Source organism: Phenylobacterium sp. (assembly GCF_004799395.1).
GTDB lineage: Bacteria > Pseudomonadota > Alphaproteobacteria > Caulobacterales > Caulobacteraceae > Phenylobacterium.
The window spans coordinates 1-23,446 of the sequence record NZ_SSMZ01000163.1 but is presented as its reverse complement, the minus strand read 5'-3'; the positions used below and the strand labels follow the sequence as shown (position 1 = coordinate 23,446).

At 68.4% G+C, this 23,446-nt stretch carries 23 protein-coding genes and 1 pseudogene; 14 read left to right on the top strand and 10 right to left on the bottom strand.

The features are described 5' to 3' along the window. The 6 genes from E8A12_RS10725 to E8A12_RS10700 form a co-directional block, all read left to right on the top strand. Nucleotides 1-842 (top strand): carbohydrate porin (locus E8A12_RS10725; protein WP_293368473.1); only part of this gene is annotated, 842 nt, incomplete at its 5' end. 80 nt (nucleotides 843-922) lie between these two features. Next, the gene (locus tag E8A12_RS10720; RefSeq protein WP_293368471.1) at nucleotides 923-2,740 is read left to right on the top strand and encodes a M2 family metallopeptidase; all 1,818 of its coding nucleotides are present in this window, start codon (nucleotides 923-925) and stop codon (nucleotides 2,738-2,740) included. Between the two features lie 76 nt (nucleotides 2,741-2,816). Continuing rightward, nucleotides 2,817-4,424 (top strand): M20/M25/M40 family metallo-hydrolase, encoded by a 1,608-nt coding sequence (locus tag E8A12_RS10715; protein WP_293368469.1) that lies wholly within the window; start codon nucleotides 2,817-2,819, stop codon nucleotides 4,422-4,424. Beyond that, nucleotides 4,421-5,041 carry a TetR/AcrR family transcriptional regulator gene (locus E8A12_RS10710; protein WP_293368467.1) on the top strand — a complete coding sequence of 207 codons (621 nt, stop codon included), beginning with the start codon at nucleotides 4,421-4,423 and terminating at the stop codon, nucleotides 5,039-5,041. Before E8A12_RS10715 ends, E8A12_RS10710 begins: the two co-directional genes overlap by 4 nt. Before the next feature lie 14 nt (nucleotides 5,042-5,055). Next, nucleotides 5,056-6,273: a PQQ-dependent sugar dehydrogenase gene (locus E8A12_RS10705; RefSeq protein ID WP_293368465.1), complete on the top strand. Its 1,218-nt coding sequence runs from the start codon at nucleotides 5,056-5,058 to the stop codon at nucleotides 6,271-6,273. A gap of 103 nt (nucleotides 6,274-6,376) precedes the next feature. Further along, nucleotides 6,377-8,392, top strand: a complete 2,016-nt coding sequence (locus E8A12_RS10700) for a hypothetical protein (protein WP_293368463.1) — start codon at nucleotides 6,377-6,379, stop codon at nucleotides 8,390-8,392. A gap of 79 nt (nucleotides 8,393-8,471) precedes the next feature. Here the strand turns inward: E8A12_RS10700 and E8A12_RS10695 are convergent, their stop codons facing one another. The 3 genes from E8A12_RS10695 to E8A12_RS10685 form a co-directional block, all read right to left on the bottom strand. Beyond that, nucleotides 8,472-8,765 carry a hypothetical protein gene (locus E8A12_RS10695; RefSeq protein ID WP_293368462.1) on the bottom strand — a complete coding sequence of 98 codons (294 nt, stop codon included), beginning with the start codon at nucleotides 8,763-8,765 and terminating at the stop codon, nucleotides 8,472-8,474. A gap of 1 nt (nucleotide 8,766) precedes the next feature. Beyond that, on the bottom strand, nucleotides 8,767-9,282 hold the full coding sequence (locus E8A12_RS10690; RefSeq protein WP_293368460.1) for a hemerythrin domain-containing protein: 516 nt from the start codon (nucleotides 9,280-9,282) through the stop codon (nucleotides 8,767-8,769). An 83-nt stretch (nucleotides 9,283-9,365) separates the two neighbouring features. After that, a complete protein-coding gene (locus E8A12_RS10685; protein ID WP_293368458.1) occupies nucleotides 9,366-10,163 on the bottom strand; it encodes an enoyl-CoA hydratase/isomerase family protein in 798 nt (265 codons plus the stop codon). Between the two features lie 175 nt (nucleotides 10,164-10,338). On the opposite strand from E8A12_RS10685, the gene E8A12_RS10680 reads away from it, so the two are divergent. Continuing rightward, nucleotides 10,339-11,310 (top strand): c-type cytochrome, encoded by a 972-nt coding sequence (locus tag E8A12_RS10680; RefSeq protein WP_293368456.1) that lies wholly within the window; start codon nucleotides 10,339-10,341, stop codon nucleotides 11,308-11,310. A gap of 3 nt (nucleotides 11,311-11,313) precedes the next feature. Here E8A12_RS10680 and E8A12_RS10675 read toward each other — a convergent pair whose 3' ends face one another. Next, the gene (locus E8A12_RS10675) at nucleotides 11,314-12,378 is read right to left on the bottom strand and encodes a TauD/TfdA family dioxygenase (protein WP_293368454.1); all 1,065 of its coding nucleotides are present in this window, start codon (nucleotides 12,376-12,378) and stop codon (nucleotides 11,314-11,316) included. Between the two features lie 157 nt (nucleotides 12,379-12,535). On the opposite strand from E8A12_RS10675, the gene lepB reads away from it, so the two are divergent. Next, nucleotides 12,536-13,318: a signal peptidase I gene (gene lepB / locus E8A12_RS10670; RefSeq protein WP_293368452.1), complete on the top strand. Its 783-nt coding sequence runs from the start codon at nucleotides 12,536-12,538 to the stop codon at nucleotides 13,316-13,318. 3 nt (nucleotides 13,319-13,321) lie between these two features. Here the strand turns inward: lepB and E8A12_RS10665 are convergent, their stop codons facing one another. Next, a complete protein-coding gene (locus E8A12_RS10665) occupies nucleotides 13,322-13,696 on the bottom strand; it encodes an EF-hand domain-containing protein (RefSeq protein ID WP_293368450.1) in 375 nt (124 codons plus the stop codon). Nucleotides 13,697-13,856: 160 nt separating this feature from the next. Here E8A12_RS10665 and E8A12_RS10660 point away from each other — a divergent pair, with 160 nt between their 5' ends. The 6 genes from E8A12_RS10660 to E8A12_RS10635 all read left to right on the top strand — a co-directional run bounded on the left by E8A12_RS10660 (nucleotide 13,857) and on the right by E8A12_RS10635 (nucleotide 18,915). Beyond that, complete coding sequence (locus E8A12_RS10660; protein WP_293368448.1) at nucleotides 13,857-14,267, top strand: SulP family inorganic anion transporter; 411 nt, start codon at nucleotides 13,857-13,859, stop codon at nucleotides 14,265-14,267. A gap of 153 nt (nucleotides 14,268-14,420) precedes the next feature. After that, the gene (locus E8A12_RS10655) at nucleotides 14,421-15,020 is read left to right on the top strand and encodes a DUF1353 domain-containing protein (RefSeq protein WP_293368446.1); all 600 of its coding nucleotides are present in this window, start codon (nucleotides 14,421-14,423) and stop codon (nucleotides 15,018-15,020) included. A gap of 65 nt (nucleotides 15,021-15,085) precedes the next feature. Continuing rightward, nucleotides 15,086-16,882: a DUF885 family protein gene (locus E8A12_RS10650; protein ID WP_293368444.1), complete on the top strand. Its 1,797-nt coding sequence runs from the start codon at nucleotides 15,086-15,088 to the stop codon at nucleotides 16,880-16,882. A gap of 91 nt (nucleotides 16,883-16,973) precedes the next feature. Then, complete coding sequence (locus tag E8A12_RS10645) at nucleotides 16,974-17,105, top strand: hypothetical protein (protein ID WP_293368442.1); 132 nt, start codon at nucleotides 16,974-16,976, stop codon at nucleotides 17,103-17,105. A 225-nt stretch (nucleotides 17,106-17,330) separates the two neighbouring features. Continuing rightward, nucleotides 17,331-18,422, top strand: a complete 1,092-nt coding sequence (locus E8A12_RS10640; protein ID WP_293368440.1) for a histidine kinase dimerization/phosphoacceptor domain -containing protein — start codon at nucleotides 17,331-17,333, stop codon at nucleotides 18,420-18,422. A 31-nt stretch (nucleotides 18,423-18,453) separates the two neighbouring features. Next, a complete protein-coding gene (locus tag E8A12_RS10635; protein WP_293368438.1) occupies nucleotides 18,454-18,915 on the top strand; it encodes a response regulator in 462 nt (153 codons plus the stop codon). Nucleotides 18,916-18,930: 15 nt separating this feature from the next. Here the strand turns inward: E8A12_RS10635 and E8A12_RS10630 are convergent, their stop codons facing one another. From E8A12_RS10630 to E8A12_RS10610, 5 genes and pseudogenes are all read right to left on the bottom strand, one after another. Continuing rightward, complete coding sequence (locus E8A12_RS10630; RefSeq protein WP_293368436.1) at nucleotides 18,931-20,352, bottom strand: M20/M25/M40 family metallo-hydrolase; 1,422 nt, start codon at nucleotides 20,350-20,352, stop codon at nucleotides 18,931-18,933. A 70-nt stretch (nucleotides 20,353-20,422) separates the two neighbouring features. After that, nucleotides 20,423-20,803, bottom strand: a complete 381-nt coding sequence (locus E8A12_RS10625; protein ID WP_293368434.1) for a hypothetical protein — start codon at nucleotides 20,801-20,803, stop codon at nucleotides 20,423-20,425. A 66-nt stretch (nucleotides 20,804-20,869) separates the two neighbouring features. Then, entirely contained in the window at nucleotides 20,870-22,117 is a 1,248-nt protein-coding gene (locus E8A12_RS10620; protein WP_293368432.1) for a YdcF family protein, read from the bottom strand. A gap of 49 nt (nucleotides 22,118-22,166) precedes the next feature. Continuing rightward, complete coding sequence (locus E8A12_RS10615; protein WP_293368430.1) at nucleotides 22,167-23,210, bottom strand: glycosyl hydrolase family 18 protein; 1,044 nt, start codon at nucleotides 23,208-23,210, stop codon at nucleotides 22,167-22,169. A 48-nt stretch (nucleotides 23,211-23,258) separates the two neighbouring features. Further along, nucleotides 23,259-23,446, bottom strand: a pseudogene (locus E8A12_RS10610) (hypothetical protein); the annotation flags it as partial.

Sequence of the window (23,446 nt, the reverse complement as noted above, 5' to 3'; positions counted from 1 at the left end):
GCAAGATCGGGGTGCCCGATATCTTCGACGCCAATGCCTATGCCCACGACCCGCGCGGGGATTTCCTGAACTGGGCGCTGATCGACACCGGGACGTTCGACTACGCCGCCGACGCCTGGGGCTATACGGTGGGCGCGGCGGCGGAATGGTATGTGGGCCGCTGGACCCTGCGCAGCGGGGTGTTCAACCTGTCGAAGGTCCCGAACAGCGAGCACCTGGAGTACGACTTCAGCCAGTTCCAGATGATCGGCGAAGTCGAAGAGCGCCATGAGATCGCCGGACACAAGGGCGCGGTGAAGATCACCGGCTTCGTGAGCCGCGGGCGGATGGGGACATTCGACGACGCCGTGGCGCTGGCCCAGGCGACCGGCGAGGCGCCCGACACCGCTGCGGTCCGCCACTACCGCAGCCGCACCGGCGTCAGCGTCAACCTGCAGCAGGAGGTCGCCGAAGACCTCGGCGTCTTCGCCCGCGCCGGCGTCGCCGGGGGCGACGTGGAGCCCTACGAGTTCGCCGACATCGATCGCACGGCGGCCGTGGGCCTGTCGCTCAAAGGCGCGAAGTGGGGGCGCAAGGACGACACCGTCGGGCTGGCGGCGGTGGTCAATGGCATCTCCTCGGCCCATGCGCGCTACCTGGAGGACGGCGGGCTGGGCATCCTGATCGGCGACGGGCGGCTGCCGCACCCTGGGGCCGAGCAGATTCTCGAGACCTATTACGACTTCGCGGCCTATGGGCCGGCGCACGTCAGCCTGGACTATCAGGCGGTGAACCACCCGGCCTACAACCGCGACCGCGGGCCGGTGTCGATCGCCGCGGTGCGGCTGCACGCGCAGTTCTGAGGCGGCTTGACGTCGCCACCGCGCGCGGATCGAGTGCGCTCCGGGAGGCGGCGCTGAGCCGGCTCCCGGGGGAGCCTTCCATGAGACATCTTCTACTGTCGGTCACGGCCGTGACGCTGCTGGCCGGATCCTCTGTCGGCGCGCCGGCCCCGCCCATGTCGGCGCCGACGCCGGCCGAGGCCAGGGCCTTCGTGGCCAAGGCGGAGAAGGACCTGGCGGAGGTGAGCGTCTACGCCAACAAGGCCGAGTGGGTCTACGAGACCGACATCACCTCCGACACCAGCGACCTCACCGCCAAGGCGGGCGCTGAGCAGACCGAGATGGCGACCCGCTACGCCAAGCAGGCGGCGCGCTTCGACCATGTGAAGGTCGACGACGTCACCCGGCGCAAGCTGCTGTTGCTGAAGATCGGACTGGTGCTGCCCTCGCCCGACCGGCCCGGCGCGGCCAAGGAGATGGGCGACATCGAAGCGAGGATGGGGACGCTCTACGCCACGGGCGCCGTCACCATCGACGGCAAGACGCTGCACCTGGAGGACCTCGAGGACGAGCTGGCCAAGACCCGCGACCCGGCCAAGGCCAAGGAGATCTGGGAGAAGTGGCGGCGCGTCTCGCCGCCGATGAAGGCCGACTATGCGAAGCTGACGGCGCTGGCCAACGAGGGTTCGCGCGGCATCGGCTTCAAGGACACCGGCGCGCTATGGCGGGCAGGCTATGACATGACGCCGGACCAGTTCGCCGCGCTGAGCGACAAGCTCTGGGGCCAAGTCGAGCCGTTCTACACCAACCTGCACTGCTATGTGCGTACGCGCCTCAACGCCAAGTACGGCGACGTCGTGCAGCCGAGGACCGGTCCGATCCGCGCCGACCTTCTCGGCAACATGTGGGCCCAGGAGTGGGGCAACATCTATGACGTGGTGGCGCCGGCCAACAGTCCGGGCATGGGCTACGACCTGACCCAGCAGCTGGTGGCGCACGGCTATGACGCGCCGAAAATGGTCAAGACGGCGGAGAATTTCTACATCTCGCTGGGTTTCGATCCCTGGCCCAAGACCTTCTGGGACCGCTCGTTGATCACCCGGCCGCGCGACCGCGAGGTGCAGTGCCACGCCTCGGCCTGGGACGTGGACAACAAGGACGACATCCGGCTGAAGGCGTGCATCCACGTCAACGCGGACGACTTCTTCACCGTTCACCACGAGCTCGGCCACAATCTCTATCAGCGGGCCTATGCACCGCAGCCGTTCCTGTTCGAGAACGGCGCCAACGACGGCTTCCACGAGGCGATCGGCGACTTCGCGGGCCTGAACGCCCTGACCCCCGGCTATCTGAAGCAGCTCGGCCTGATCGACACCGTGCCGGGGCCGGACGCCGACATCCCCTATCTGCTGCGCCAGGCGATGGACGGGATCGCCTTCCTGCCGTTCGGCCTCCTGGTCGACAAGTGGCGCTGGGAGGTGTTCTCCGGCCAGGTGACGCCAGAGCACTACAACGACGCTTGGTGGGCGCTGGTGCTGCAGTACCAGGGCATGGTCCCGCCGGGACCCAGGCCCGCCGACGCCTTCGATCCCGGCGCGAAGAACCACATCGCCACCTCGGTGCCATACGCCCGCTACTTCCTGGCGCGGATCTACGAGTATCAGTTCTACCGCGCCGCCTGCCGGCAGGCCGGCTGGAAGGGGCCGCTGAACCGCTGCTCGGTCTATGGCGACAAGGCCGTCGGTGCGAAGTTCAACAAGCTGCTGGCCATGGGCCAATCGAAGCCCTGGCCGGAGGCCCTGGAGGCCTTCACCGGCGAGAAGGACATCGACGCCAGCGCCATCGCCGACTACTTCGCCCCGCTCAACGCCTGGCTGACCGTGCAGAACAAAGGCCAGCAATGCGGGTGGAAGAGCTGAGGATGACGTCGCGGCCGCCTAGGCAGGGCGGCAAAGCTTGCTAGGGTCGCCTTACGCCATACGCAAAGGATGACCCGTGCGCTCGATCCTCTTCGCCGCCGCCCTCGCGGCGCTTCCAGTCTCGGCCTTGGCCGCGGCTCCCACCAACGCGACCAGCGCCTGGTGGGGGCACATCAAGGTATTGGCGTCCAACGCCTATGAGGGGCGGCTGACCGGCAGTCCCGGCTACTACAAGGCCGCGCACTATGTGGCCGGCCAGTTCAAGGCCGCGGGGCTGAAGCCGGGCGGCGATAAGGGCTCCTACTTCCAGGCGGTGAGGTACCTGGAAGAGCACGTCGACGCCGCGCACTCCTCCGTCGCCCTGACAGATGGCGGCAGGACGATCCCGCTGGCGGTAGGGCCGGACGTGACGCTGGGCGCGCGCGACGAGCAGCCGAAGACGGTGACCGCGCCCCTGGTGTTCATCGGCTATGGCCTGCACCTGCCGGAGCAAGGCTATGACGACTTCGCCGGCCAGGACCTGAAGGGCAAGGTGGTGGTGGTCATCGGCGGCGGGCCCGACACGCTCTCGGCCGCGCTGAAGTCGCACGCGTCGTCGACGGAATTCCCCAAGGCGCTGGAGGCGGCGGGCGCGCTTGGCGTGATCCGCGTGCAGAATCCCAAGGCCATGGACATCCCCTGGCCGCGGCTGATCGCTCTGTCGAGCCAGCCGGGGATGCGGTTGGCGGAGCCTGCGCTGCAGGTCTACCACCGGCCGGTGTTCAGCGCCTCGCTGAACCCGGAAAAGGCCGAGGTGCTGTTCGCCAAATCAGGGCACAGCTTCGCTGAGCTGCTGGCGCTGGCCGACGCCCACAAGCCGCTACCCAGGTTCCCCCTGAACCAGGGCGTGAAGGCCGAGGTGGTCACCGAGACCCATGAGATTTCATCGCCCAACGTGGTGGGCGTCCTGCCGGGGACCGACCCCAAGCTGAAAGCTCAGTACGTGGTGGTCTCGGCCCACCTGGATCACCTGGGCGTCGGCGAGCCGATCAAGGGCGACAAGGTCTATCACGGGGCGATGGACAACGCCGCGGGCGTGGCCGCGATGATCGAGACCGCCAAGGGGCTCAAGGGCCACAAGCTGAAACGCTCCATCGTCTTCGTGGCGATCGCGGGTGAGGAGAAGGGCCTTCTGGGCTCCAAGGCCTTCGCCGAGCATCCGACGGTGCCGAAGGCGGCGATCGTGGCCGACATCAACATGGACGAGTTCCTGCCGCTGTTCCCGCTGAAACACCTTTTGGTGCTGGGCGAGGGCGAAAGCACGCTGGGGGACATGGCGCGCGAGGTCGCCAAGGCCAGGGGGTACGACACGCTTCCGGACCCGGCGCCCGACCGAAACATCTTTGTGCGCTCCGACCAGTACAGTTTCATCAAGACCGGGGTGCCGTCGGTGGCGCTGAAGATCGAGGGCCTGCCCGGCTCACCCGAGGCGCAGATGGACAAGGACTGGAACACCTACCGCTATCACTCGCCGCAGGACGACCTGAGCCAGCCTGTGGACCTCAAGTCGGCGGACGATTTCGACGCCTATCTGCTGGCGCTGCTGACCCGCGTCGCGGACGCCAAGGCGCGGCCGGTCTGGAAGGCCGACAGCTTCTTCAAGCGGTTCGACACGACGGGGGCGGCGACGGGGGCGCAGCCGTGACGGACAGCCAGGCGGCGATGAGCGCCGGAGCGATCAGCGGCGGGATGTCCGTCCAGACGCTGAAGACCCGTGCGCTCGACGTCGCCATCGAGATGGTGGGCCAGCGCGGACCGGACCACGTCAACCTGCGCGACATCGCCGAGACCATCGGCACCGGGGTCTCCAGCCTCTACTACTATTTCAAGAGCAAGGACGCGCTGCTGGCCGAGGTGGCCGCCGAGGGGTTCGGGCGGCTGGAGGCGGCGGTGACCGCGGCGCGCAACGACGGCCTCGGCCGTGAGCCGATCCGGTCGTGCGGCGGGGCCTACCTGCGGTTCATCCGCGAGCAGCCCATGCTTTACAAGGTGATGTATTCCGAGCGGATCCTGGCGGGGTTCGAGGTGGCGCGGGAAGCCGAACGCCGCGCCTTCGCAACCTTCGCGGCGGGTATCGCCGACGGCGCGCCCACCCAGGCAACCGAGGACGGCGCCCTGGCGTTGTGGGCCTTCGGGCGCGGGGTCGCGTCGCTGTCGATGGCCCATGAGGCCGCGGAGCCCGGTTCTGGTCACGCCCTGTCGCGCCGACTGGTGGATGGGCTAGAAGTCCTGATCGGGCGGCGTATCCGCCCGCCGACCTAGGTAGAGGATCGAGTATGCATCTTGGGAAAGCCGCCGTGCTTGCGGCCCTGGTTTCGACGAGCGCCTACGCACAGACCAACATCGGGACCCAGGCGCCCGAGGCCAGCCTGCCGTTCGCCATGACCCAGGTGGCGAGCTTCAACCTGCCCTGGCGTATCGCCTTCCTGCCCGACGGGCGGATGCTGATCACCGAGAAGGTCGGTCCGATCTGGCTGGTCACCCAGACGGGCGAGAAGGCGCCGGTCGCCAATGTTCCGACGGTGCTGGCCCAGGGACAGGGCGGCATGCTGGGCGTCTTCCTGTCGCCCCACTACGCCAGCGACCACCTCGTCTACATCACCTATTCGGAGCCCGGCGAGCCAGGCGGCTCCAGCCTTGCACTCGCGCGAGCGAAACTGACGATCAAGCCCGGCGCCGCCAGCCTGGACGACCTGAAGGTCATCTGGCGCGACGGCGAGCGGGGCAAGGGCGGGCAGTTCGGAGCCCAGGTGGCCTTTTCGCCCGATGGCAAATATCTGTTCCTGACGTCCGGCGACCGACAGCGCATGACGCCGGCCCAGGATCCCAACCAGCCGCTGGGCAAGATCCTGCGCCTGACCCTCGACGGCAGGCCGGCGCCGGGCAATCCCATGGCGGGCAAGACCGGTGCGGCGACCGTGCCAGTGATCGACCCGCCCGCTGACACCGAAAAGGCCAAGGCCGCCCCGGTGGTGCGGACCTACGCCTTCCCCGGGCCGAACCTGACGCCGGCCGAGACTTGGACGTCCGGCCACCGCACGCCCTACGGCCTGGCCTTCGCTCCCGACGGCAAGCTGTGGGAGGCCGAGATGGGCCCGCGCGGCGGCGACGAGCTGAACCTGATCGAGCCCGGCAAGAACTACGGCTGGCCGCTCGCTTCCTACGCGACCAACTACAACGGCGTGCCGATCCCCAGCCCGGCGACGCGGCCCGACCTCACCGAACCGGTGCTCTACTGGACGCCGGTCATCGATGTGGGGAACCTGATCTTCTACAACGGCAAGATGTTCCCGCAGTGGAAGGGCTCGGCCCTCGTCAGCGGCCTGGGCAGCAAGACGCTGAACCGCATCGTCATCACCGGCGCGACCGCCAAGTCGGCCGAGCGCTGGAGCGTCGGCCATCGTATCCGCGACGTGGAGGTGGCTCCCGACGGCGCATTGTGGATGATCGAGGACGCCAATCCCGGCGCACTGTGGCGGGTGACGCCGAAGTAAAGATTACGGATTCCTCACGCGACGCGACACATTTGCCCCTTGTGGAACGCGGTTCGACAGGCGCATCTCTGGCCCAAATCACGCGAATAGCGGGGGATAACTCATGACGTCCGTCAAACTGGCCATGTTCGGCGCCGCGGCGAGCACGCTACTGCTCTTTGGCTGCACGGCCGGGCCGGCGCCCAGCGCGCTCGCCTCCGGCGGCAATGTTGCGGCGACCACGCCGGCGCGGGTCGACAACTTCACCCTGGCCGACGCCCAGCAACTGCAGGGCCACGAACTCTATCGCCTGGCCGACGCCAAGGCGGTGGTGATCGTGACGCAAGCCAACGGCGACGCGGCGGTGCGCGGCATGGCCGGCGACCTCAAGAGCCTGCAGGCATCCTACGCCGGCAAGGGCGTCGAGGTCATGATGCTGAACTCGACGGCCAACGCCGACCGCGACGCGATCGCGGCCGAGGCGGTCAAGGCCGGCTACACCGCGCCGGTGCTGATGGATTCGACCCAGATCGTCGGGGAGAGCCTGGGCGTCACCCGCTCGGCGGAAGTGTTCGTCGTCGATCCGAAGACCTGGACCGTGGCCTATCGCGGCGGCATCGCCGGCGCGGCCAAGGCGCTCGACGCGCTGACCGCCGGCCAGCCGGTGGCGGTGGCCAGCGCCCCGGTTACGGGCGCGGCGATCGCCTTCCCGGCGCGGGACTCCAAGCCGCAGGTCACCTACGTCAAGGACGTGGCCCCGATCCTGGAAGCCAAGTGCGTGGCGTGCCACGAAGAAGGCGGCATCGGCCCCTTCGCCATGACCAACTACAACATGGCCAAGGGCTTCGCGCCGATGATCCGCGAGGTGATCCGCACCAACCGCATGCCGCCCTATGGCGCGGACCCGCACGTGGGCAAGTTCTCCGACGACAAGCGTCTGACCTCCGACGAGATCAAGACCCTGGTGCACTGGGTGGAAGAGGGCTCGCCGCGCGGCGAAGGGCCCGATCCCCTGGGCGCCAAGCACCTGGTCGCCGCCGAGTGGCCACTGGGCAAGCCGGATGTGATCCTGAGCGTGCCGGCTTTCACCATTCCCGCCTCGGGCGTGGTCGAATACCAGCATCCCTGGATCGTCAACCCGCTGACCGAGGGCAAGTGGCTGAGGGCTTCGACCATCAAGGTCACGGCCCGCCAGGGCGTGCACCATGTGCTGACCGGCTTCATCGCCGACCCGCCGAAGGCCGGCGAGCAGGCGTTCGAGAACAAGTGGGGCGCCTCGGTCGGCAGCTATGCGGTCGGCGCCGAGAGCGAGATCGCGCCGAAGGACGCCGGCACCTACATCCCCGCCGGCGGCGGCATTGGCTTCCAGACCCACTACACGCCCTTCGGCAAGGAACAGACCGACACCACGCAGATCGCGCTCTACTTCTACAAGGATAACGAGAAACCCGACCTGGTGATGCACAACTCCCAGATCGTGAACAACGCGATCGTGCTGCCGCCGAACGACGGACACCACCAAGAAGTCGCCTATCTGGAGTTCCCGAAGGACGCGCTGCTCTATTCGGCCTTCCCGCACGCGCACTATCGCGGGGCGTCGTCGGACCTGTGGATTCGCTATCCGGACGGCAAGGAAAAGCTGCTGCTGGCGCTTCCACACTACGAGTTCAACTGGCAGCGCCACTACACCTTCGCCGAGCCGATCAAGGTGCCGGCGGGTTCGAAGCTGATCGCGCACTACGTCTACGACAACTCCAAGCGCAATCCGCATAACCCCGACCCGTCGAAGGAAGTGGTCTGGGGCGACCAGTCCTGGGAGGAAATGTTCTTCACGCGCATCCGCTATCGCTGGATGGACGAGACTTCAGTTCACCTGGTGAACTACGACGAAAGCCTGAACGCCAGCGCGCTGATGGGCATGCTGGACTCGAACATCGACGGCAAGCTCCAGAAGTCCGAGCTCAAGGGCCAGATCGGCAAGATGCTGCTGGCGCAATGGGACACGATCGACGCCAACCACGACGGCTTCATCGACAAGACGGAACTGGCCGCGGCTCAGAAGATGATGATGGGCCATCGTCGCCAGCAGGCGGAAGCCAAGCCGGCCGCTGCGGCGACCCCGACGGCGGGCGGCAAGTAGGCCCGACGTCCGAGACGAGTTGGAAAAGGCCCGGCAGAAACGCCGGGCCTTTTTCTTCGAAGGTGATCCTGGCGGGGCTTTAGGCCTTGGCCAGGCGGCGTCGGTTGGCGCTGACCTTGCGGCGGTAGTGGGCCAGGGTGCGGGCCGACGCGCTCGCCGGGGTGGCGCCAAGGCGCCCCGACATGGCCATCGCGCCCAGCGAGAGGCCGGCGGCGATCTTCTCGCTCACCATACGTTCGCTCTCCGCCCGGGCGCGCGGGCCGCCCTGAACGATCAGCATCGTACGAAGGCCGATGACGGCCGAGGCTTCCAGCCCCAGCCGCCAGGCGTCAAAGCCGATGCCGATCCAGGGGTTGCGCGCGGCGCGGGCCACTTCAAGCCAGGCTCGTGCCGTGCAGCGTCGGGGCTTCGGGCCGGGGCAGGCCCGAGGCCTGGTAGGTGGTCATCAGCCGTTCCTTTTCCGCAGCCATCTTCGCGCCCAGCGCATCCATATCGAGCCCGGCCTTGCGCGCCTGGGAGAACATTCCCTCGACGCGCTTTTCCTCTTCCTCGACGTGGTGCTCGATCTCTTCGGAGAGCACCTTGACCTTGGCCTCGTAGAATTTGTCATCGGGACCGCCGGCCTCGATCTCTGCGATCAGCACCTTGGCGCCGTCGTGCTCGACATAGGCTTCCCGCAGGAGGTCCTCGTCCACCGCGCCCTCGCAGGCCGGATAGAAGATGTCCTCCTCGATCCGCGTGTGGATGGTCAGTTCCATGCAGATCTGTTCTGCCAGCGCGCGCCGGCGGTCGTCGCCCTTGGCGGCTTCGAACTTGTCGAACAGGTCCTCGACTTTGCGGTGATCGGCCTTCAAGAGGGCGATGGCGTCAAGTTTCGCGGCGGTGGCCATGGCAGGGTCTCTCCAGAGAGGGGGTTTGAAGCCCCAATCCCCGGTCCGGAAAGTGGTTCCGCCGCGCGTTTGCTTGCGGGCCTCTAGCGTCCCTGGAACGCCGGTTTGCGCTTTTCGAGGAAGGCGCGGCGCGCCTCCTGGCCATCCTCGCTGCTGAAGGCCTTGCGGATGTTGGAGACCTCGTAGCGCAGCTGGGACTCCATCTCGACGGCCTCGGTGGAACGGACCATGCCGCGCTTCAGGAGTCGCAGCGTGATCGGCGACCAGTCGCAGAGCGACTGGCAATATTCGGCCAGCCGCGCGGAGAATTTGTCGTCATCGACCGCCTCGCCGGCCATGCCCCAGGCCACCGCCTCGTCGCCGACCAGGGTGCGGTTCTCCATCATGAAGCGCATGGCTTTCTCGTAGCCCATGGCCTGCGGCAGGGTGACGGTTAAGCCCGCGTCCGGCGAGCCGCCGATGCGGGTGTAGCCGGCCATCAGCCGCGCGCTCCTGGCGATCAGGCGGACGTCGGCGGCCATGGCCAGGCCGAGCCCAGCGCCCACCGCCACGCCATTGACGCCGCCCACCACCGGCTTGTCGCAGCGCTTGCGGATCGCCAGCAGGAAGTTGCCCACCCAGCCGATGTCGTCGAGCTGGGTGGTCATCGGCGTCATGGGCGAATAGGGCTCTGCGCCCGGCGACAGGTCGAGACCCGCGCAGAAGGCGTCGCCGCTGCCGGTGATGGCGACTACCCAGACGTTGTCGTCCTGCGCGGCCTTGTCGACCGCCTCGATGATCCCCCAGGCCAGCGCCTGGCTCAAGGCATTCTTCTTGTCGGCGCGGTTCAGCGTGATGGTGCGGACGTGGCCCGCGTCATGGGTGGTGACAAGGCTGGTCATGGCGTCGGCTCCCCTGGCGTTTGCGCTGAGCATAGGCGATCGGACGTCGGGTGAGGCGAGGGATTTTGCGTGCCGCGGCGGCCGCGCCGCATCGTCAATAATGTGCAGTTGTGGGCGCGCGCCTAGGGCCTAGCTTGGGGCGCGGCCCGTCCGCGAGTCTCAAGAGATCCCAAGCATGCGAACGTGGGCCGCCGTCGCGATCCTGTTGGCCGCAGGCCTGTCTCTGACCGGCTGCGGGCCGAAGCGCGAACCGGGCGCGACGCTGATGAGCTGGGCCTATCCGCAGAGCAAGACGGAGCCGCAGCCGCCGACGCCGCCGGACCCGATCCATGTTCCGGGCAGCGCCTTGAGCTTCACCAACGCCCAGGTGGCCGACGACAAGAACCCGGTCGACTGGTTCCCGGACGAGCATCCCGCGCCGCCGCCGGTCGTCGCGCATCAGCGGGAGGGCGGTCCGACCCCCTGCGCGGAGTGCCACCTCTACAATGGCCGCGGCTTCATTTCGGCGGCGGACCTGGCCGGCTTGAGTGCGCCCTACATCATCCAGCAGGTGCAGGAATTCCGGGCCGGCCGCCGGGCGTCAGCGCAGCACGACCGTCATGACGTTGAGGAGATGGCCAAGGTCGCCGACAAGGTCAGCGATCCCGAACTGGCCCAGGCGGCGGCCTATTTCGCGGCGTTGCCGCGGACGCCCTTCGTGCGGGTGGTCGAGACCGACACCGTGCCGGTCACCAAGGCCTTCTCGTTCGGCTGGCTGGAGCCGGTTCCGAACGGCGGGACGGAGCCGATCAAGGGGCGGATCATCGAGGTCTCGGAGGACATGCCGACGCTCTATCTCGGCGACGCGCACATCGGGTTGGTGGACTATGTGCCGCCAGGCGCCGTCGCCCGTGGGGAGGCCCTGGTGAAGAGCGGCGGCAAGGGCGGCCAGCCCTGCGCGGCGTGCCATGGGCCGGAGCTGAAGGGCGCGGGCGATGTCCCGCCGCTGGCGGGGCGCTCGGCGACCTACCTGGCGCGCATGCTTTGGGACATCAAGACGGGCGCGCGCCAGGGGCCGGCCGTGACTGTGATGCAGGCGCCGGCCAGGGGCCTCGGCGGCGCCGAGATCACCGACGTCGTGGCCTACCTGGCGTCGCGGAAGCCCTGAGGCCTATTCCGCCTCGAGCGGGGCGATCCAGCGGTCGCGCGGGACACTCACCCCGCCGCGCTCGCTGGCCGTCACCGTGCCGAACCGCTCGGCGAAGACCGGCGGCAGGGGTTGGGCGTCAGGAGGGGCGAGCCAAAGGCGCAGGAGGTGACGGCGGCGCTCCGGCTCGGGCCAGTCCTGGAAAGCGGTGCGGTCGTGGAACAGGACGTGGTTGTTCACCAGCTGGATGTCGCCGGGCAGGAAATCGAGCTCGATGTGCAGTGCGGGATCCTCGGCGAGCGCGTCGAGCAGGTCCAGCGCCTCGACCTGGGCGGGCGTGAGCGGCGCCACGCCAGCGAAGCGCCGGGCGCTCTCGATGTATTGACGCTGGTAGATCCCGGCGAAGTGGCCCGCATGCCAGTTGAAGACGGGGATCGTGAACCAGGGGTCTTCGCCCGGCCCGACCTCGCCGCGCCGATCGGTCTCGATAGGCTCGAACAGAACGGCGGCCAGGTCGGGGCGGCGCTGGCGAATCTCGTTGTAGAGGGTGACCGAACTCACCAGGCTGGAGCGGCCGCCGGCCTTGGCGGGCATCAGGCACATCAGCCCGACCACGTCGCAGCTGTCGGTGTGATAGGTCTGCCGTTCATGGGTCTGGTAGAGGCGCGCGGTAGGATCGTCCCCGGAGCGGCCCAGGTCCTTCACATGCCCCAGGATGTGGCCCTTGGCGTTCTGCGGCCGGAAGGCGCCCAGGTGCGCGCCGACGCCGAGGAACGCCGCAGCGGTCTCGCGGCGGCTGAGGCGGGCAGGGTCCAGGCCGCGCAGCACGGCGAAGCCGCGGCCCTCGAGCACCTGATCGCGGAGCATGGCGGCCAGGCGCGGCGCCAGGATCGGCAGCGGGAAGTTCCTGGCGCGGACGCTGCTGAGATCGGCGGCGTCGGCGGCCAGGCGGCGCGCGGCGGCTCCGACCTCCGCGACCTCGGCGCCGGTGAGGCGCACGACCCATTCCTGGCCGACGATGTCAGCGGCCCGCCAGGCGGCGGCGGCGTCGAGAAGGCCCGGCGGCATCGGTGTGATCGTCTCGCTCATAACCTCAAGGATCGCCGCCCGGCGCGGGCCTGTCGAGCGCTGTCCAGACAAGACCGTGGACTGTCCCCACAGGGTTGCGGTTGAGCCTCATGCGCCGGGCGTTCAGACGAGAGCCGCCGGCCGCGACGGGCCGACGTTGCGATGAGAGCCTCAGCCCATGGCGGCCCAGGATGTGACCGCGCCCGAAACCCGAGCGGACGGCTTCAGGCGCGAAGCGATCGAGATGTTCAAGACCGTGGGCGTGGCCCTGGTGTTCGCCACGGTGTTGCGGGTGGTGATCTTCGAGCCCTTCACCATTCCCACGTCGTCGATGGAGCCGGGCCTGGTGACCGGCGACTACATCGTGATTTCCAAGTGGTCCTATGGCTTCAGCCGCGCGTCGATCCCGTTCAACCTGAACCTGTTCCCGTGGATGCAGGGGAAACGGATATTCGGCCGCGACCCGGAGCGCGGCGACGTGGTGGTGTTCCGCCTGCCGCGCAACCCAGACGGCGAGGTGTACATCAAGCGGTTGATCGGCCTGCCGGGCGACCGCGTGCAGGTGGCGAAGGGCGTCGTCTTCGTGAACGGCAAGCCCATCCCTCACCAGTACCTTGGCCCTGCGAAGGATCATGACGATCCCTCCCGCATCGTGCCGCGGGTGGTGGAGACCGCGCCGAACGGCAAGCGCTATGTCACCTTCGGCGGAGCCCCGGACGGAGAGGCCGACAACACCGACGTCTATGTCGTGCCGGAGGGGAAGTACTTCTACATGGGCGACAACCGCGACAATTCCCTGGACAGCCGTTGGCCGATGGAAGTCGGCGTCGGCTTCGCCCCGGCCGAGAACGTCGTCGGCAAGGCCCAGATCGTCATGCTGTCCTGGCGCGACGCCTCGATCCTGAAGCCCTGGACCTGGTTCAACGTCGACTTCAGCCGGTTCCTGCAGCGGGTGAAATGAGGATCAGCGTTCCTGGGCGGCGCGGAATTCGGCGTAGCTGATCTTGCCGTCGTGGTTCGTGTCCAGGCGCTGGAAGTCGGCGGCGGTGAGGGCGTCGCCGCCCTGAGTCAGGCGGTCGAACTCGGCGCGCAGGCTGGGGTGCGCGAGGGAGGGCAGGGCGACAGCCCCCATGGCCGCGGCGGCGAGCACGCCCAGGATCAGGCGGTCGCCGCGATGCGCGCGGGAGGCCTTTTCGCCGTCGATCTCGCCGTCGATGAACCGCCGCACGGCCTCGCTCGCCGAGCGCCCTTCGCCGCGGCAGCGGGCCATGAAGGCCAGCTTCGTCGGGTAGGGCAGGCGGATCTCGAGCGTTTCGCTCTTCTTCAACTTGACGGTCATCTTGAGCCTCGGTCGGGCAAACGCAGGATCAGAAGCCTAGCCCAAAGCGCAATTCGTGTCGCTGTGACAGGAAATTCCTGTCCGGACAAAGCCGCGGACGGGGACCACGGCTTACGCACTGAACCTGAGTTGATGGCCTGCGCGGCGGCGCCGCTCAAACATGGAGCTGGTCGGCCAGGGGATCGCCAGCATGGCCTCGGCCCTGTTCGGGGGCATCGCAATGACCGGGACCATCGCGCGGACGGCGACCAATGTGCGGGCCGGCGGACGCAGCCCGATTGCGGGCATGCTGCACGCGCTGCTCCTGCTGGTCTTCATGCTGGTCGCTGCGCCGCTGGCCAGCTACGCGCTCCTGTCGGCGCTGGCCGGTGTGCTGGTGGCGGTGTGCTGGGGCATGGCGGAGAAGCAGGAATTCTGGCGGCTGCTGGGGGACTGGCGCGCCGCGGCGGTGCTGCTGGCCACCTTCGGCCTCACCCTGGTCCGCGACCTGACCACCGGCATCATCGCCGGCTGCGCCGTGGCGGCGGTGCTCGTGCTCTTCAAGGCGTCGGTGGCCGAAGAAGGGGCGTGAGGGCCCGCGGGCCCTTCGGCGGCGAGGTTGGTTATGCGCGCAAAGCGCCTAGCATCGGGGCGCTGCACCCTTAGGGAGAGCGCCGCGACCCGACCGATCCTTGCGATCACCGTGGCCGTCCTGCTGTGCGCCTCCGCTGCCAAGGCCCGCGAAATGCAAGATCAGACCCCCTCCGCAGACCCTGCCGCCGAGCCCGGACCGGCGATCATCCCGCAGTTCGAGCGGCCGCCGGCCTCCGGCGGGCTCGGGGCGCCGCCGGCCGGGACCGAGCTGGACCGCCGCTACGAGACGCTGCCGCCGGCGCCTGTGAAGGACGGCTATGTGGATCGCTTCGGCGGCAAGCTGGTGCTGGTGCTGCTGGATGACAAGGAGCATCCCTCGATCCGCGGCGGACGCAGCCTCTGGGCGCTGGAGCGGCCGCTCACCTACAAGCCCAGCAACCGCGGCGACACCATCACCGTGCCGGCGGGCGCGGTCACCGACCTGGCCTCGATCCCGCGCTTTGCCTGGTCGCTGCTGCCGCCGGATGGGCCGTGGGTGAAGGCCGCAGTGGTCCACGACTTCCTCTACCGCACCGAGGGGACCGGCGTGATCTGGGCCGGTCACGAACCGGGGGTTACGAAACAGTACGACCGGTCGGAAGCCGACTTCGTGCTGCGCGACGGCATGCAGAACCGCGGCGTCGACGTCATCCGCCGCAATATCATCTGGGCCGCCGTGCGCCTATTCGGCGGTTGGGGATGGGGTCACTGAGCGGTGGCATTTGACGGGTCGCGCCGGGTGGGGCACGTCGGGAGGCGTAGAACCGGGGGCGTGACATGCGGATAAGGCTTGCGGCGGGGCTGGCGCTCGGCCTGGCGATGATGGCTGGCGGGGCGTGGGCGGACGCGGCCAAGCCGCCGAGCCCGGCGGACGCCAGGTTCCAGGCGATCTACAAGGCCGAATGGGCCTGGCGGAAGACTGAGTTCCCAGGTGAGCGCGGCGACAACGCCGCCATTCCCGGCAAGCTGGGCAAGGTGGACGCCGCCAGCCAGGCGCGCAGGCTGGCCCATTGGACCGACGTCCTGCATCAGCTCGATGGCGTCGCCGAGAAGGACCTCTCCCCCGACGAGGCCGTGAACTACGAGGTCTACAAGGACCAGATTTCCACCCGCGTCGCCCAGCAGCATTTCCGCGAGTACGAGAAGCCGTTCAATTCGGATTCCCAGTTCTGGTCGAACCTCGGGTTCACCGCAAGCCGGACCTTCCACACCGCCCAGGACTACCGGAACTGGATCAGCCAGATGCGCGATGTGCCGCGCTGGTTCGACGACCAGACGGTGAACATGAAGGTTGGACTGGCGCGGGGCTTCACCTCGCCGCGGGCTACGCTGGTGGGCCGCGACAAGTCGGTCTCGATCGTCAGCCAGGCGCCGGACGCCGAGCACACCCTGTTCTGGAAGCCCTTCAAGCACATGCCGGCCTCGGTGAGCCCGGCGGAGCAGGCGGCGCTGAAGGCCGAGGCCAAGACGACGATCGAACACACGGTCATGCCGGCCTACGCCAGGCTGCTCGTGTTCCTCGACACCGAGTACATCCCGCACGCCACCGAGACCCTGGCGGCCGAGGCTCTCCCGGACGGCAAGGCCTACTACCGAGCGCAAATCAAGGAGTTCACGACGCTCGACATGGATCCGGAGGAAATCCACCAGCTGGGTCTCTCCGAGGTCGCCAAGATCCACGCCCAGATGCTGGAGGTGATGAAGGAGACCGGCTTCAAGGGCGACTTCCCGGCGTTCCTGACCTTTCTGCGCACCGACCCGCAGTTCTATGTGAAGGACCCGCAGGAGCTCCTGAACCGGGCCGCCTGGATCGCCAAGCGTGTCGACGGCAAGCTGCCGGCCTACTTCGGCTGGCTGCCGAGGAGCCGCTTCGGCATAGAGCCAGTGGCGCCGGACATCGCGCCCTTCTACACCTCGGCCCGCGGGGGCACGACGACCTACCTGCTCAACACCTATGACCTGCCGTCGCGGCCGCTCTACAACCTGACGGCGCTCACCCTGCACGAGAGCGCGCCGGGCCATTCGCTGCAGGGCGGGCTGGCGGAGGAGCAGGACCAGCTGCCGCCGTTCCGGCGCAACGTCTACATCTCGGCCTACGGCGAGGGCTGGGCGCTCTACTGCGAGCGGCTGGGGATCGAGATGGGGATGTACGACACCCCCTACGACCGCTTCGGCATGCTGACCTTCCAGATGTGGCGCGCCGCGCGGCTGGTGGTCGACACCGGCGTGCACCACAAGGGCTGGACCCGCGCTCAAGCCATCCAGTACTTGCACGACAACACCGCGCTCGCTGACCACGACATCGAGATCGAAGTAGACCGCTACATCTCCTGGCCGGGTCAGGCGCTCAGCTACTACCTGGGCATGATGGCGATCGTGGATGTGCGGGCGAAGGCGGAAAAGGCGCTGGGGCCAAAGTTCGACATCCGCGCCTTCCACGACACGGTCCTGTCCACGGGCTCGGTGCCGCTGCCGGTGCTGCGCGCGAGGATCGACCGGTTCATCGCCGAGGGCGGCAAGGACCCGATGCCGGTCAAGTTCCAGAAGCCGAAGGGCGAGCAGGAAGAGCCCTAGGTTGCACTGAACCTCTGGCGTTCTGCGGCGTTAGGTTCGCGAGCCTTCGGGCCTTCGGGCCGGGGAGAGGCTTTGCCTGGAGGAAACCCCAATGAAAACTATAGTCGTGGCCCTGAGCCTGGCGATCGCGCTGACCGCCACCATGGCCCAGGCCGATCCGGACCATGGTCATCATCACATGGTCTGCCACTGGCATCACCACCACAAGGTCTGCCACCGCTAGGACGACCCAAGGCCCGGCTCGCGCCGGGCCTTTCTCTTTGTTCGTATCGTCCGGGCCTGTGCAGGTCTTTGATCGTCGCTGCGGCGCGCTTTGCAGTGCAACCAACGGTTGGCAGGGGCGTTGCCATGTATGGGCCCGTTCCCTCACGGGCGACTTTTTTCCGGACAATCTATCTGGGTACGGCTTTCGCTTCGCGAGCCTCCAGTTCCCCCAGAAGGGTCAGCCATGGCTGCCCAGACACCCACCTGCTCGGAAGAAGCGGCCCTCAGCCTGACCATGGCTGTGGTGGCGTCATCTCCAGGCCCCCTCCTGCTGCTCGATGGCGAGCTCAAGGTCATCGCAGCGAGCGGGTCGTTTTCCGACACCTTCGGGATCGATGCGGCGAGCGCGCCCGGCCGATCGTTTTCGAGCCTGGGCTCGGGTGAGTGGAACACGCCTCAACTCCGGTCGCTGCTCGATGCGACCATGTCCGGCGCCGCCAAGATCGAAGCCTACGAAATGGATCTCATACGGCCCGGTGAACAGCCCCGGCGCCTGGTGATCCATGCGCAGCGACTGGTCTATCTCGACCTGGAGAACCTGCGGCTGCTGATGGCCGTCAGCGATGTGACGAAGGCTCGCGCCGACGCGAAACTGAAGGACGAAGCCCTGCGGCAAAACCTCGTCCTTCTGCAGGAGGTGCGCCACCGGGTGGCCAACAGCCTGCAGATCATCGCCAGCGTCCTGTTGCAGAACGCCAAGCGCACGCAGTCCGACGAGACGCGCGGCCATCTCAAGGACGCCCACCATCGGGTGATGTCCGTGGCGGAGCTCGAGCGGCAGCTGGCGGGGACCGGCGACGGGCAGGTTGAACTGCGGGTCTATTTCACAAGCCTCTGCGACAGCATCACCGCCTCCATGATCGCCGATCCGCATCAGCTCTCGCTGGAGGTCACGGGCTCAGGCGGCTTGGTCGAGGCGCGAACCTCGGTGAGCCTGGGCCTGATCGTCACCGAACTGGTGATCAACGCCCTGAAGCACGCCTTTCCGAACAGCCGCGCGGGCAAGATCGTCGTCGACTTCGAGTCTCGAGGTCCCAACTGGGTCCTGTCGGTGACTGACAATGGCATCGGCATGCCCAGAGACCCCACGCTGATCCGGACCGGGCTGGGCACCAGCATCGTCCAGGCCCTGGCCGCCCAACTTGAGGCCATCGTCGGCACCGAACCCGCGAACCCTGGGACGCGGATTTCCATCACCCACACCCGGATCGCGTTGGTTGTCGACGGGGCCGGTGCGCTCGACGGCACAGCGGCCGTCGCTCAGCCGGCGGCCTGACGCCGCGCAGCTTGCAGAGAGGATTTGACTGATGGACCCGAAAACGACCGAACGCGGCAGGACCCTGCTGATTGTCGAGGACGACGTCCTCCCGGCCATGGCGCTGCGCGACGAGCTGGAAGACGCGGGCTATCGCGTGCTGGACCTGACAGGACGTCATCAGGAGGCGCTTGCCGCCGCCCGGGCCGACAAGCCCGACCTTGCGCTGGTGAACATCCAACTGCACGGCCACGATGACGGCATCGCGCTGGCCGGCGATCTCAAGGCGCTGGGCATCCCCACGCTGTACATCAGCGGCCAGGTCAACCGGCCGAGGTCGGCGGACACCGTCGCGATCGGCTCCCTGCCAAAGCCCTACAGCACCTTGGACATGGTCCTGGCGGTCAACTATCTGCTGGCTCACCTGAAGGGCGACGAGTCGCTGCCGCGTCCCGCCGCCCTGCAGGTCTTCGAGCCGTCTCCCGACGCAGCGCCGGCGCCCGATCTCGTCTAGCGGCTCGCGAGGGCCTCAGCCCTCGTCGGCCAGGGTCTTCACCAGGTCGGTGAGGTAGTCGCGGCCCAGATAGACCGACTTCACCGAGGAGTGCTCGTTCAGGCCGTGGGCGCCGGATCCTTCGGGACCCGAGTAGAAGCCAGGCACGCCATAGGTCGGGATGCCCACCGGGATCAGATAGAGGGCGTCGCTGGCGCCGGTCGACATGGTCGGGATCACCGGGGCGCCCGGATAGTATTTCGCCGCAACCTTCTCCATCGGGCCGATCACCTTCGGATCGAGCGGCGCGGGATTGGACTTTCCGCGGATCGGCTGCAGCGGGATCAGCTTGACGCCGGGGTCGCCGATGGCGGCTTCCAGCTTGGCCTTGGTGTCTTCCATGCTGGAACCCGGGAACATCCGGCAGTTGATATTGGCGCCGGCGCGCTGGGGCAGGGCGTTTTCGGCATGGCCGCCGTCCAGCAGGGTGGCGACGCAGGTGGTACGCAGCATGGAGTGGAAGCCGCGGTCCTTGTTGAGCACGGCCTCGGCGGCCTTGTCGTTGGGGTCCTTGGAGATGGCGACCATGGCCTTGCCCATCTCGTCGGTGCGCCCGGCGCCGGCCTTGGCGAAGAAGGCGCGGGTGACATCGTTCAGCTGCAGCGGGAAGTCGTAGTCGCGGACCTTCAGCAGGCCCTGGGCCAACTGGTAGATGGCGTTGTCCTTGATCGGCACGGAGGAGTGGCCGCCGGCGTTGGTGGTCTCCATGCGGAACTGCTGGACGACCTTTTCGCCGACCTGCACGCCCTGGGACTGGACGGCGCCGTCCTTGTCGGCGCGGCCGCCGCCGCCCTCGTTCAGGGCGAACTCGGCGTCGATCAGGTCACGCTTGTGGGTGGCCAGGTAGCTCGCGCCGTTGAAGGCTTCGAGCGTCTCCTCCCCGCAGGTCAGCGCCAGCTTGATGGTGCGCTTGGGGACGTATTTGCTCTCCTTGAAGCGGACCAGCATGTCCACCCAGGTGGCGTCGATCACCTTCATGTCCGACGTGCCGCGGCCGTAGAAGTAGCCGTTCTCCTCGATGAAGGTGAAGGGATCGCGGGTCCAGTCGGCGCGCTTGGCCTCGACCACGTCCAGGTGGCCCAGGAGCAGCATCGGCTTGGCGGTCTTGGACGTGCCGTGGAGGATGGCGACGACGCCGCCCTCCTTCGGGTGGTCGGGCACCGAAAAGTAGGTGATGTCGCTGTCGGGAAAGCCGGCGGCGGTCAGGTGGGCGCCCATCTTGGCGGCCGCCTCGGTGCACGACCCGACGCTGAGCGAGGTGTTGGTCTCCACGAGCTCCTTGTAGAGGGCGCGGAATCGAACCTGATCGGGGCGAAGCTCCGTGGGCGGCGCGCCCTGCGCCATCGCCGAATGAGCCACGCCCAGAGCGAGCGCGGCGGCCAGGAATTTGCGGTGCATGGAAGCTATCCCCCGAACTGACTTGAGCGGGGAGTAATGGCGGGCCGAAAGCTCGCGGTAAAGCGGCGCCTTAGAAGGCGAGGCTGAACTTGGCGCCGACGAAGCGTCCGTGCGGGTCGTCGCCGTAAGCCGCGGCGCCGCCGCTCTCATTGTGACCAGGCTGGAGGCCGCAGAGGAAGCCGAAGCCGCCGGTGAGGTCGGAGCGGCCGGCGAGTCTGGTCTCGACGGCGGTCTTGGCGAAAACGGCGCTGTCCAAGGTCTTGGTCTGGAGCGCGGGGCGCGCGAGGGGATCCAGGGGGTCGGCGAGGTCCGGACTGGGCTTGGTCGCCTCGGCGGCGACCGGCAGCGGCGAAGTCGGCGCGGCGGGGTCGGGCAGGCGCAGGTCCAGGGGCTGGGCGGCCGCGGCGCCGGCCAGCGTGGTCAGGGCCACGGCGATGAGGGCGGTCTTCATGGCTGGCTCCCCGAACGGTGCGCTCGCGTTCTTATACGCTCTCATTCGCGCAAATGAGGCGCCCGGTTACGGGTCGAGCGGGTCCTGCGGGTCGGCTTGCAGGGAAACGATGTTGGGTGTGGCGGCCAGGTCGAAGGGCGAGAGGCGCCGGTAGGCCGTCATCGGCTGGTAGCCGAGCTCGGCGGTGTTGCGCACCGCGAAGGCGGGCAACTCGATCGAGAGGCTCTGGTCCTCTGAGGTCGTGATCAGCACCGGGCGGTCGAGCGGCGCGCCCATGTGGAACAAGAGGCGCGTGGCGTTGCGCAGGTTGGTGGTGGTGTGCCGCGCATAGGGATCGACGACGATGGCGTCGGCGGGGACGCCGTAGTGCGCCATCAGGTCGTGCTTCATCTCGATGGCCTCGGCGAAGGGTGTCTTGTTGGGATGCACGTGGCCGCCGGAAACGATCAGGAAAGGGGCCACGCCTTCCCGCCAGCGCTTTACCGCCAGGCGGTCGCGGAAGGCGCCGACGGGTGAGACGTGGACCTCCGCGCCCTCGGTCCCCATGCCGGGGACGACGATGGCGGTGTAGGGCTTGGCCCTCCAGTCGGTCTTGCGGGCGCGGGCGAAAGCCGCGGCGTTCTCGCCGGTCTCCAGCGGTTCGTAGCGGGCGGCTTCGTCGCGCTGGTTGACCGCCAGAAGGTCGAAGGCGACGGCCGACCAGGCATGGAAAGGGAGGGCCTGAGTCTCATGGTCGGCGGAGACCTCCAGAGCCTCGCGCAGCATCTGGCGGAAGTGGGGATCGCCCGGCGCGTAGGAGATCGAGTCGATCTCGGCGTAGCGCGGCTTTTCGGCCAGGGCGTAGACCCGGTAGAGACGGTTGAGACCCTTGGCGGCGTCCGCCCAGGCGACGCGGATCAGGCCTGCGTCGTCCAGGGCGGCGTTCTTCTGGGCGCGGCCGGACGGGCGGAGTTGGTCGCGGACCAGGCGGTTCAAGGGCCCGCCGGGCTGGGCGAGGCGGGCCAAGGCGTCGCCGGCCCCGGCGATTTCGGCGTCGGAAAGCATCAACTGGTCGACGGGGCACGCGGACGCCGTGCGACAGGCCTTGATCGCGGCGGCGCGAGCTTCGGTCAGGCGCGCGTGCAGGGCCGCCAGATCGGGGTCGGCGGCCAGCGCCGCGCGAGCTTGCGGATCGGCGGCCAGCAGGGTCAGCAGATAGGCGTTGGCGTCGGCGACCGGGTCGTCGCTGTGGAGGAAGCGGTAGGCCGGCGACTGGGCTTGCGCCGGCGCGGCCAGGGCCATGAGCGCCAGGATCGCGACGACGGCTGCGCGCATGCTTCTCCCCCAAGGATGGTGGCTTATGCCGCGTTCCGCGGGGCGCCTGTCAATGCTTGGGGAGAGCAGTGCAGGCGGGCTGCGCCGCGCCGGGCGGCAAGGGCGCCGACGCGCCGGCCCTGGCCCAGATCGCCGGGTCCTCGAGGCCGAGGCGCCAGATGGCGACGCCGCGGGCATGGCGCGCCTCGACCGCCGAGCGCTGGGCGCGGAAGGCCTGGGCGTCCAGCCACCAGACGCTGTGTGCTGTCCCGTCGGGCGCGGCGTAGGCAAAGTGCGGATCTCCATCGGGCGCTGTGCGCGTGACAGGCTGGCCCTTGGCCTTGGCGAGCGCGGCGGCGTCAGCGGCGGAAAGCACGGCGGCGGTCCGGCCCGTCGGCCAATCATAGCCATAGGCGCCTAGCGCCACGATCAGGTGGCCCGGGTCAGTCGCGGTCCGTTGGGAGTCCAGGCTGGTCTCCAGCCAGTCGAGGCCGGCGATGGGGCCGGGCGTGCCGGTGGCCCAGCATTGGTCGTAGGCCATCAGGACCACGGCGTCGGTTGCGCCCGCCAGGTCGTGGATCAGGGCCGGGTTGGCGGCGACCCCGGCAGTGACCCAGAGCTCGAGCCCGAGCGGCTTCAGGGCGGCGTGCAGGCGGGTGAGCAGGGCGGCGTAGGCCGGGATGCCAGCCGGGCTCAGGTTCTCGAAATCGAGGATATAGCCGTCGTAGTCCTGGGCCTTGGCCTCGGCGAGCAGGGCGGCGATGAAGGCGTCGCCGGCTTGCGGATTCAAGAGGGCGCCGTCAGCGGAGGCGGCGTCCCAGACTTCGTCATGGGCGTTGGAGACGATCGGAAAGACGCGGGGCTTGCTGTGGGCTGCGGCCAGCGCCGCAGTCCGGGCGGCGTCGGGCTGCCAGCGCACATGGCCCTGAGGGGTGTCGAGCGCGCCCGACATGGGGGCGATGACGTCGAGCGCGCCGGCGTGGGCGGCCAGCGATGCTGTGGAGGCGGCGTCCCACGGCAGGTAGAAGCCGACGGAAAGCGGCCGGGCGGCGGCGGTCCCCGCGACGAGGGCCAGGGCCGCGGTGAGGTGCAACGAAAGGCGCCGGCCGTTCATGGCGCACCTCCTAAGCCTTCGCCTCGCCGGCCGGAACCCCGAAAAAGGTCAGTCGGCGCCCGCGCCCGCGGGGGGCGCGGAGGGCTCTGGCTCGGCCGCGCCAGGTTCGGGAGCCGGACCCAGGAGGTGCAGGTTTTTCTGGCGCAAGGCCTCGCCGGCCTCGTCGAAGAGAAACGGCAGGAATGCATAACGGACGCCCTTGGTCACCGGCGTGGCCTCATGCAGCAGGGAGCAGG

What these genes read in the sequence shown, in the direction of transcription:
- E8A12_RS10660 (WP_293368448.1), top strand. Translation starts at nt 13,857, where the DNA reads ATGGAGCTGGTCGGCCAGGGGATCGCCAGCATGGCCTCGGCCCTGTTC.
- E8A12_RS10630 (WP_293368436.1), bottom strand. Translation starts at nt 20,352, where the DNA reads ATGCACCGCAAATTCCTGGCCGCCGCGCTCGCTCTGGGCGTGGCTCAT.
- E8A12_RS10720 (WP_293368471.1), top strand. Translation starts at nt 923, where the DNA reads ATGAGACATCTTCTACTGTCGGTCACGGCCGTGACGCTGCTGGCCGGA.
- E8A12_RS10645 (WP_293368442.1), top strand. Translation starts at nt 16,974, where the DNA reads ATGAAAACTATAGTCGTGGCCCTGAGCCTGGCGATCGCGCTGACCGCC.
- E8A12_RS10680 (WP_293368456.1), top strand. Translation starts at nt 10,339, where the DNA reads ATGCGAACGTGGGCCGCCGTCGCGATCCTGTTGGCCGCAGGCCTGTCT.
- E8A12_RS10690 (WP_293368460.1), bottom strand. Translation starts at nt 9,282, where the DNA reads ATGGCCACCGCCGCGAAACTTGACGCCATCGCCCTCTTGAAGGCCGAT.
- E8A12_RS10640 (WP_293368440.1), top strand. Translation starts at nt 17,331, where the DNA reads ATGGCTGCCCAGACACCCACCTGCTCGGAAGAAGCGGCCCTCAGCCTG.
- E8A12_RS10655 (WP_293368446.1), top strand. Translation starts at nt 14,421, where the DNA reads ATGCAAGATCAGACCCCCTCCGCAGACCCTGCCGCCGAGCCCGGACCG.
- E8A12_RS10650 (WP_293368444.1), top strand. Translation starts at nt 15,086, where the DNA reads ATGCGGATAAGGCTTGCGGCGGGGCTGGCGCTCGGCCTGGCGATGATG.
- E8A12_RS10615 (WP_293368430.1), bottom strand. Translation starts at nt 23,210, where the DNA reads ATGAACGGCCGGCGCCTTTCGTTGCACCTCACCGCGGCCCTGGCCCTC.
- lepB (WP_293368452.1), top strand. Translation starts at nt 12,536, where the DNA reads ATGGCGGCCCAGGATGTGACCGCGCCCGAAACCCGAGCGGACGGCTTC.
- E8A12_RS10625 (WP_293368434.1), bottom strand. Translation starts at nt 20,803, where the DNA reads ATGAAGACCGCCCTCATCGCCGTGGCCCTGACCACGCTGGCCGGCGCC.
- E8A12_RS10635 (WP_293368438.1), top strand. Translation starts at nt 18,454, where the DNA reads ATGGACCCGAAAACGACCGAACGCGGCAGGACCCTGCTGATTGTCGAG.
- E8A12_RS10665 (WP_293368450.1), bottom strand. Translation starts at nt 13,696, where the DNA reads ATGACCGTCAAGTTGAAGAAGAGCGAAACGCTCGAGATCCGCCTGCCC.
- E8A12_RS10675 (WP_293368454.1), bottom strand. Translation starts at nt 12,378, where the DNA reads ATGAGCGAGACGATCACACCGATGCCGCCGGGCCTTCTCGACGCCGCC.
- E8A12_RS10620 (WP_293368432.1), bottom strand. Translation starts at nt 22,117, where the DNA reads ATGCGCGCAGCCGTCGTCGCGATCCTGGCGCTCATGGCCCTGGCCGCG.
- E8A12_RS10705 (WP_293368465.1), top strand. Translation starts at nt 5,056, where the DNA reads ATGCATCTTGGGAAAGCCGCCGTGCTTGCGGCCCTGGTTTCGACGAGC.
- E8A12_RS10700 (WP_293368463.1), top strand. Translation starts at nt 6,377, where the DNA reads ATGACGTCCGTCAAACTGGCCATGTTCGGCGCCGCGGCGAGCACGCTA.
- E8A12_RS10685 (WP_293368458.1), bottom strand. Translation starts at nt 10,163, where the DNA reads ATGACCAGCCTTGTCACCACCCATGACGCGGGCCACGTCCGCACCATC.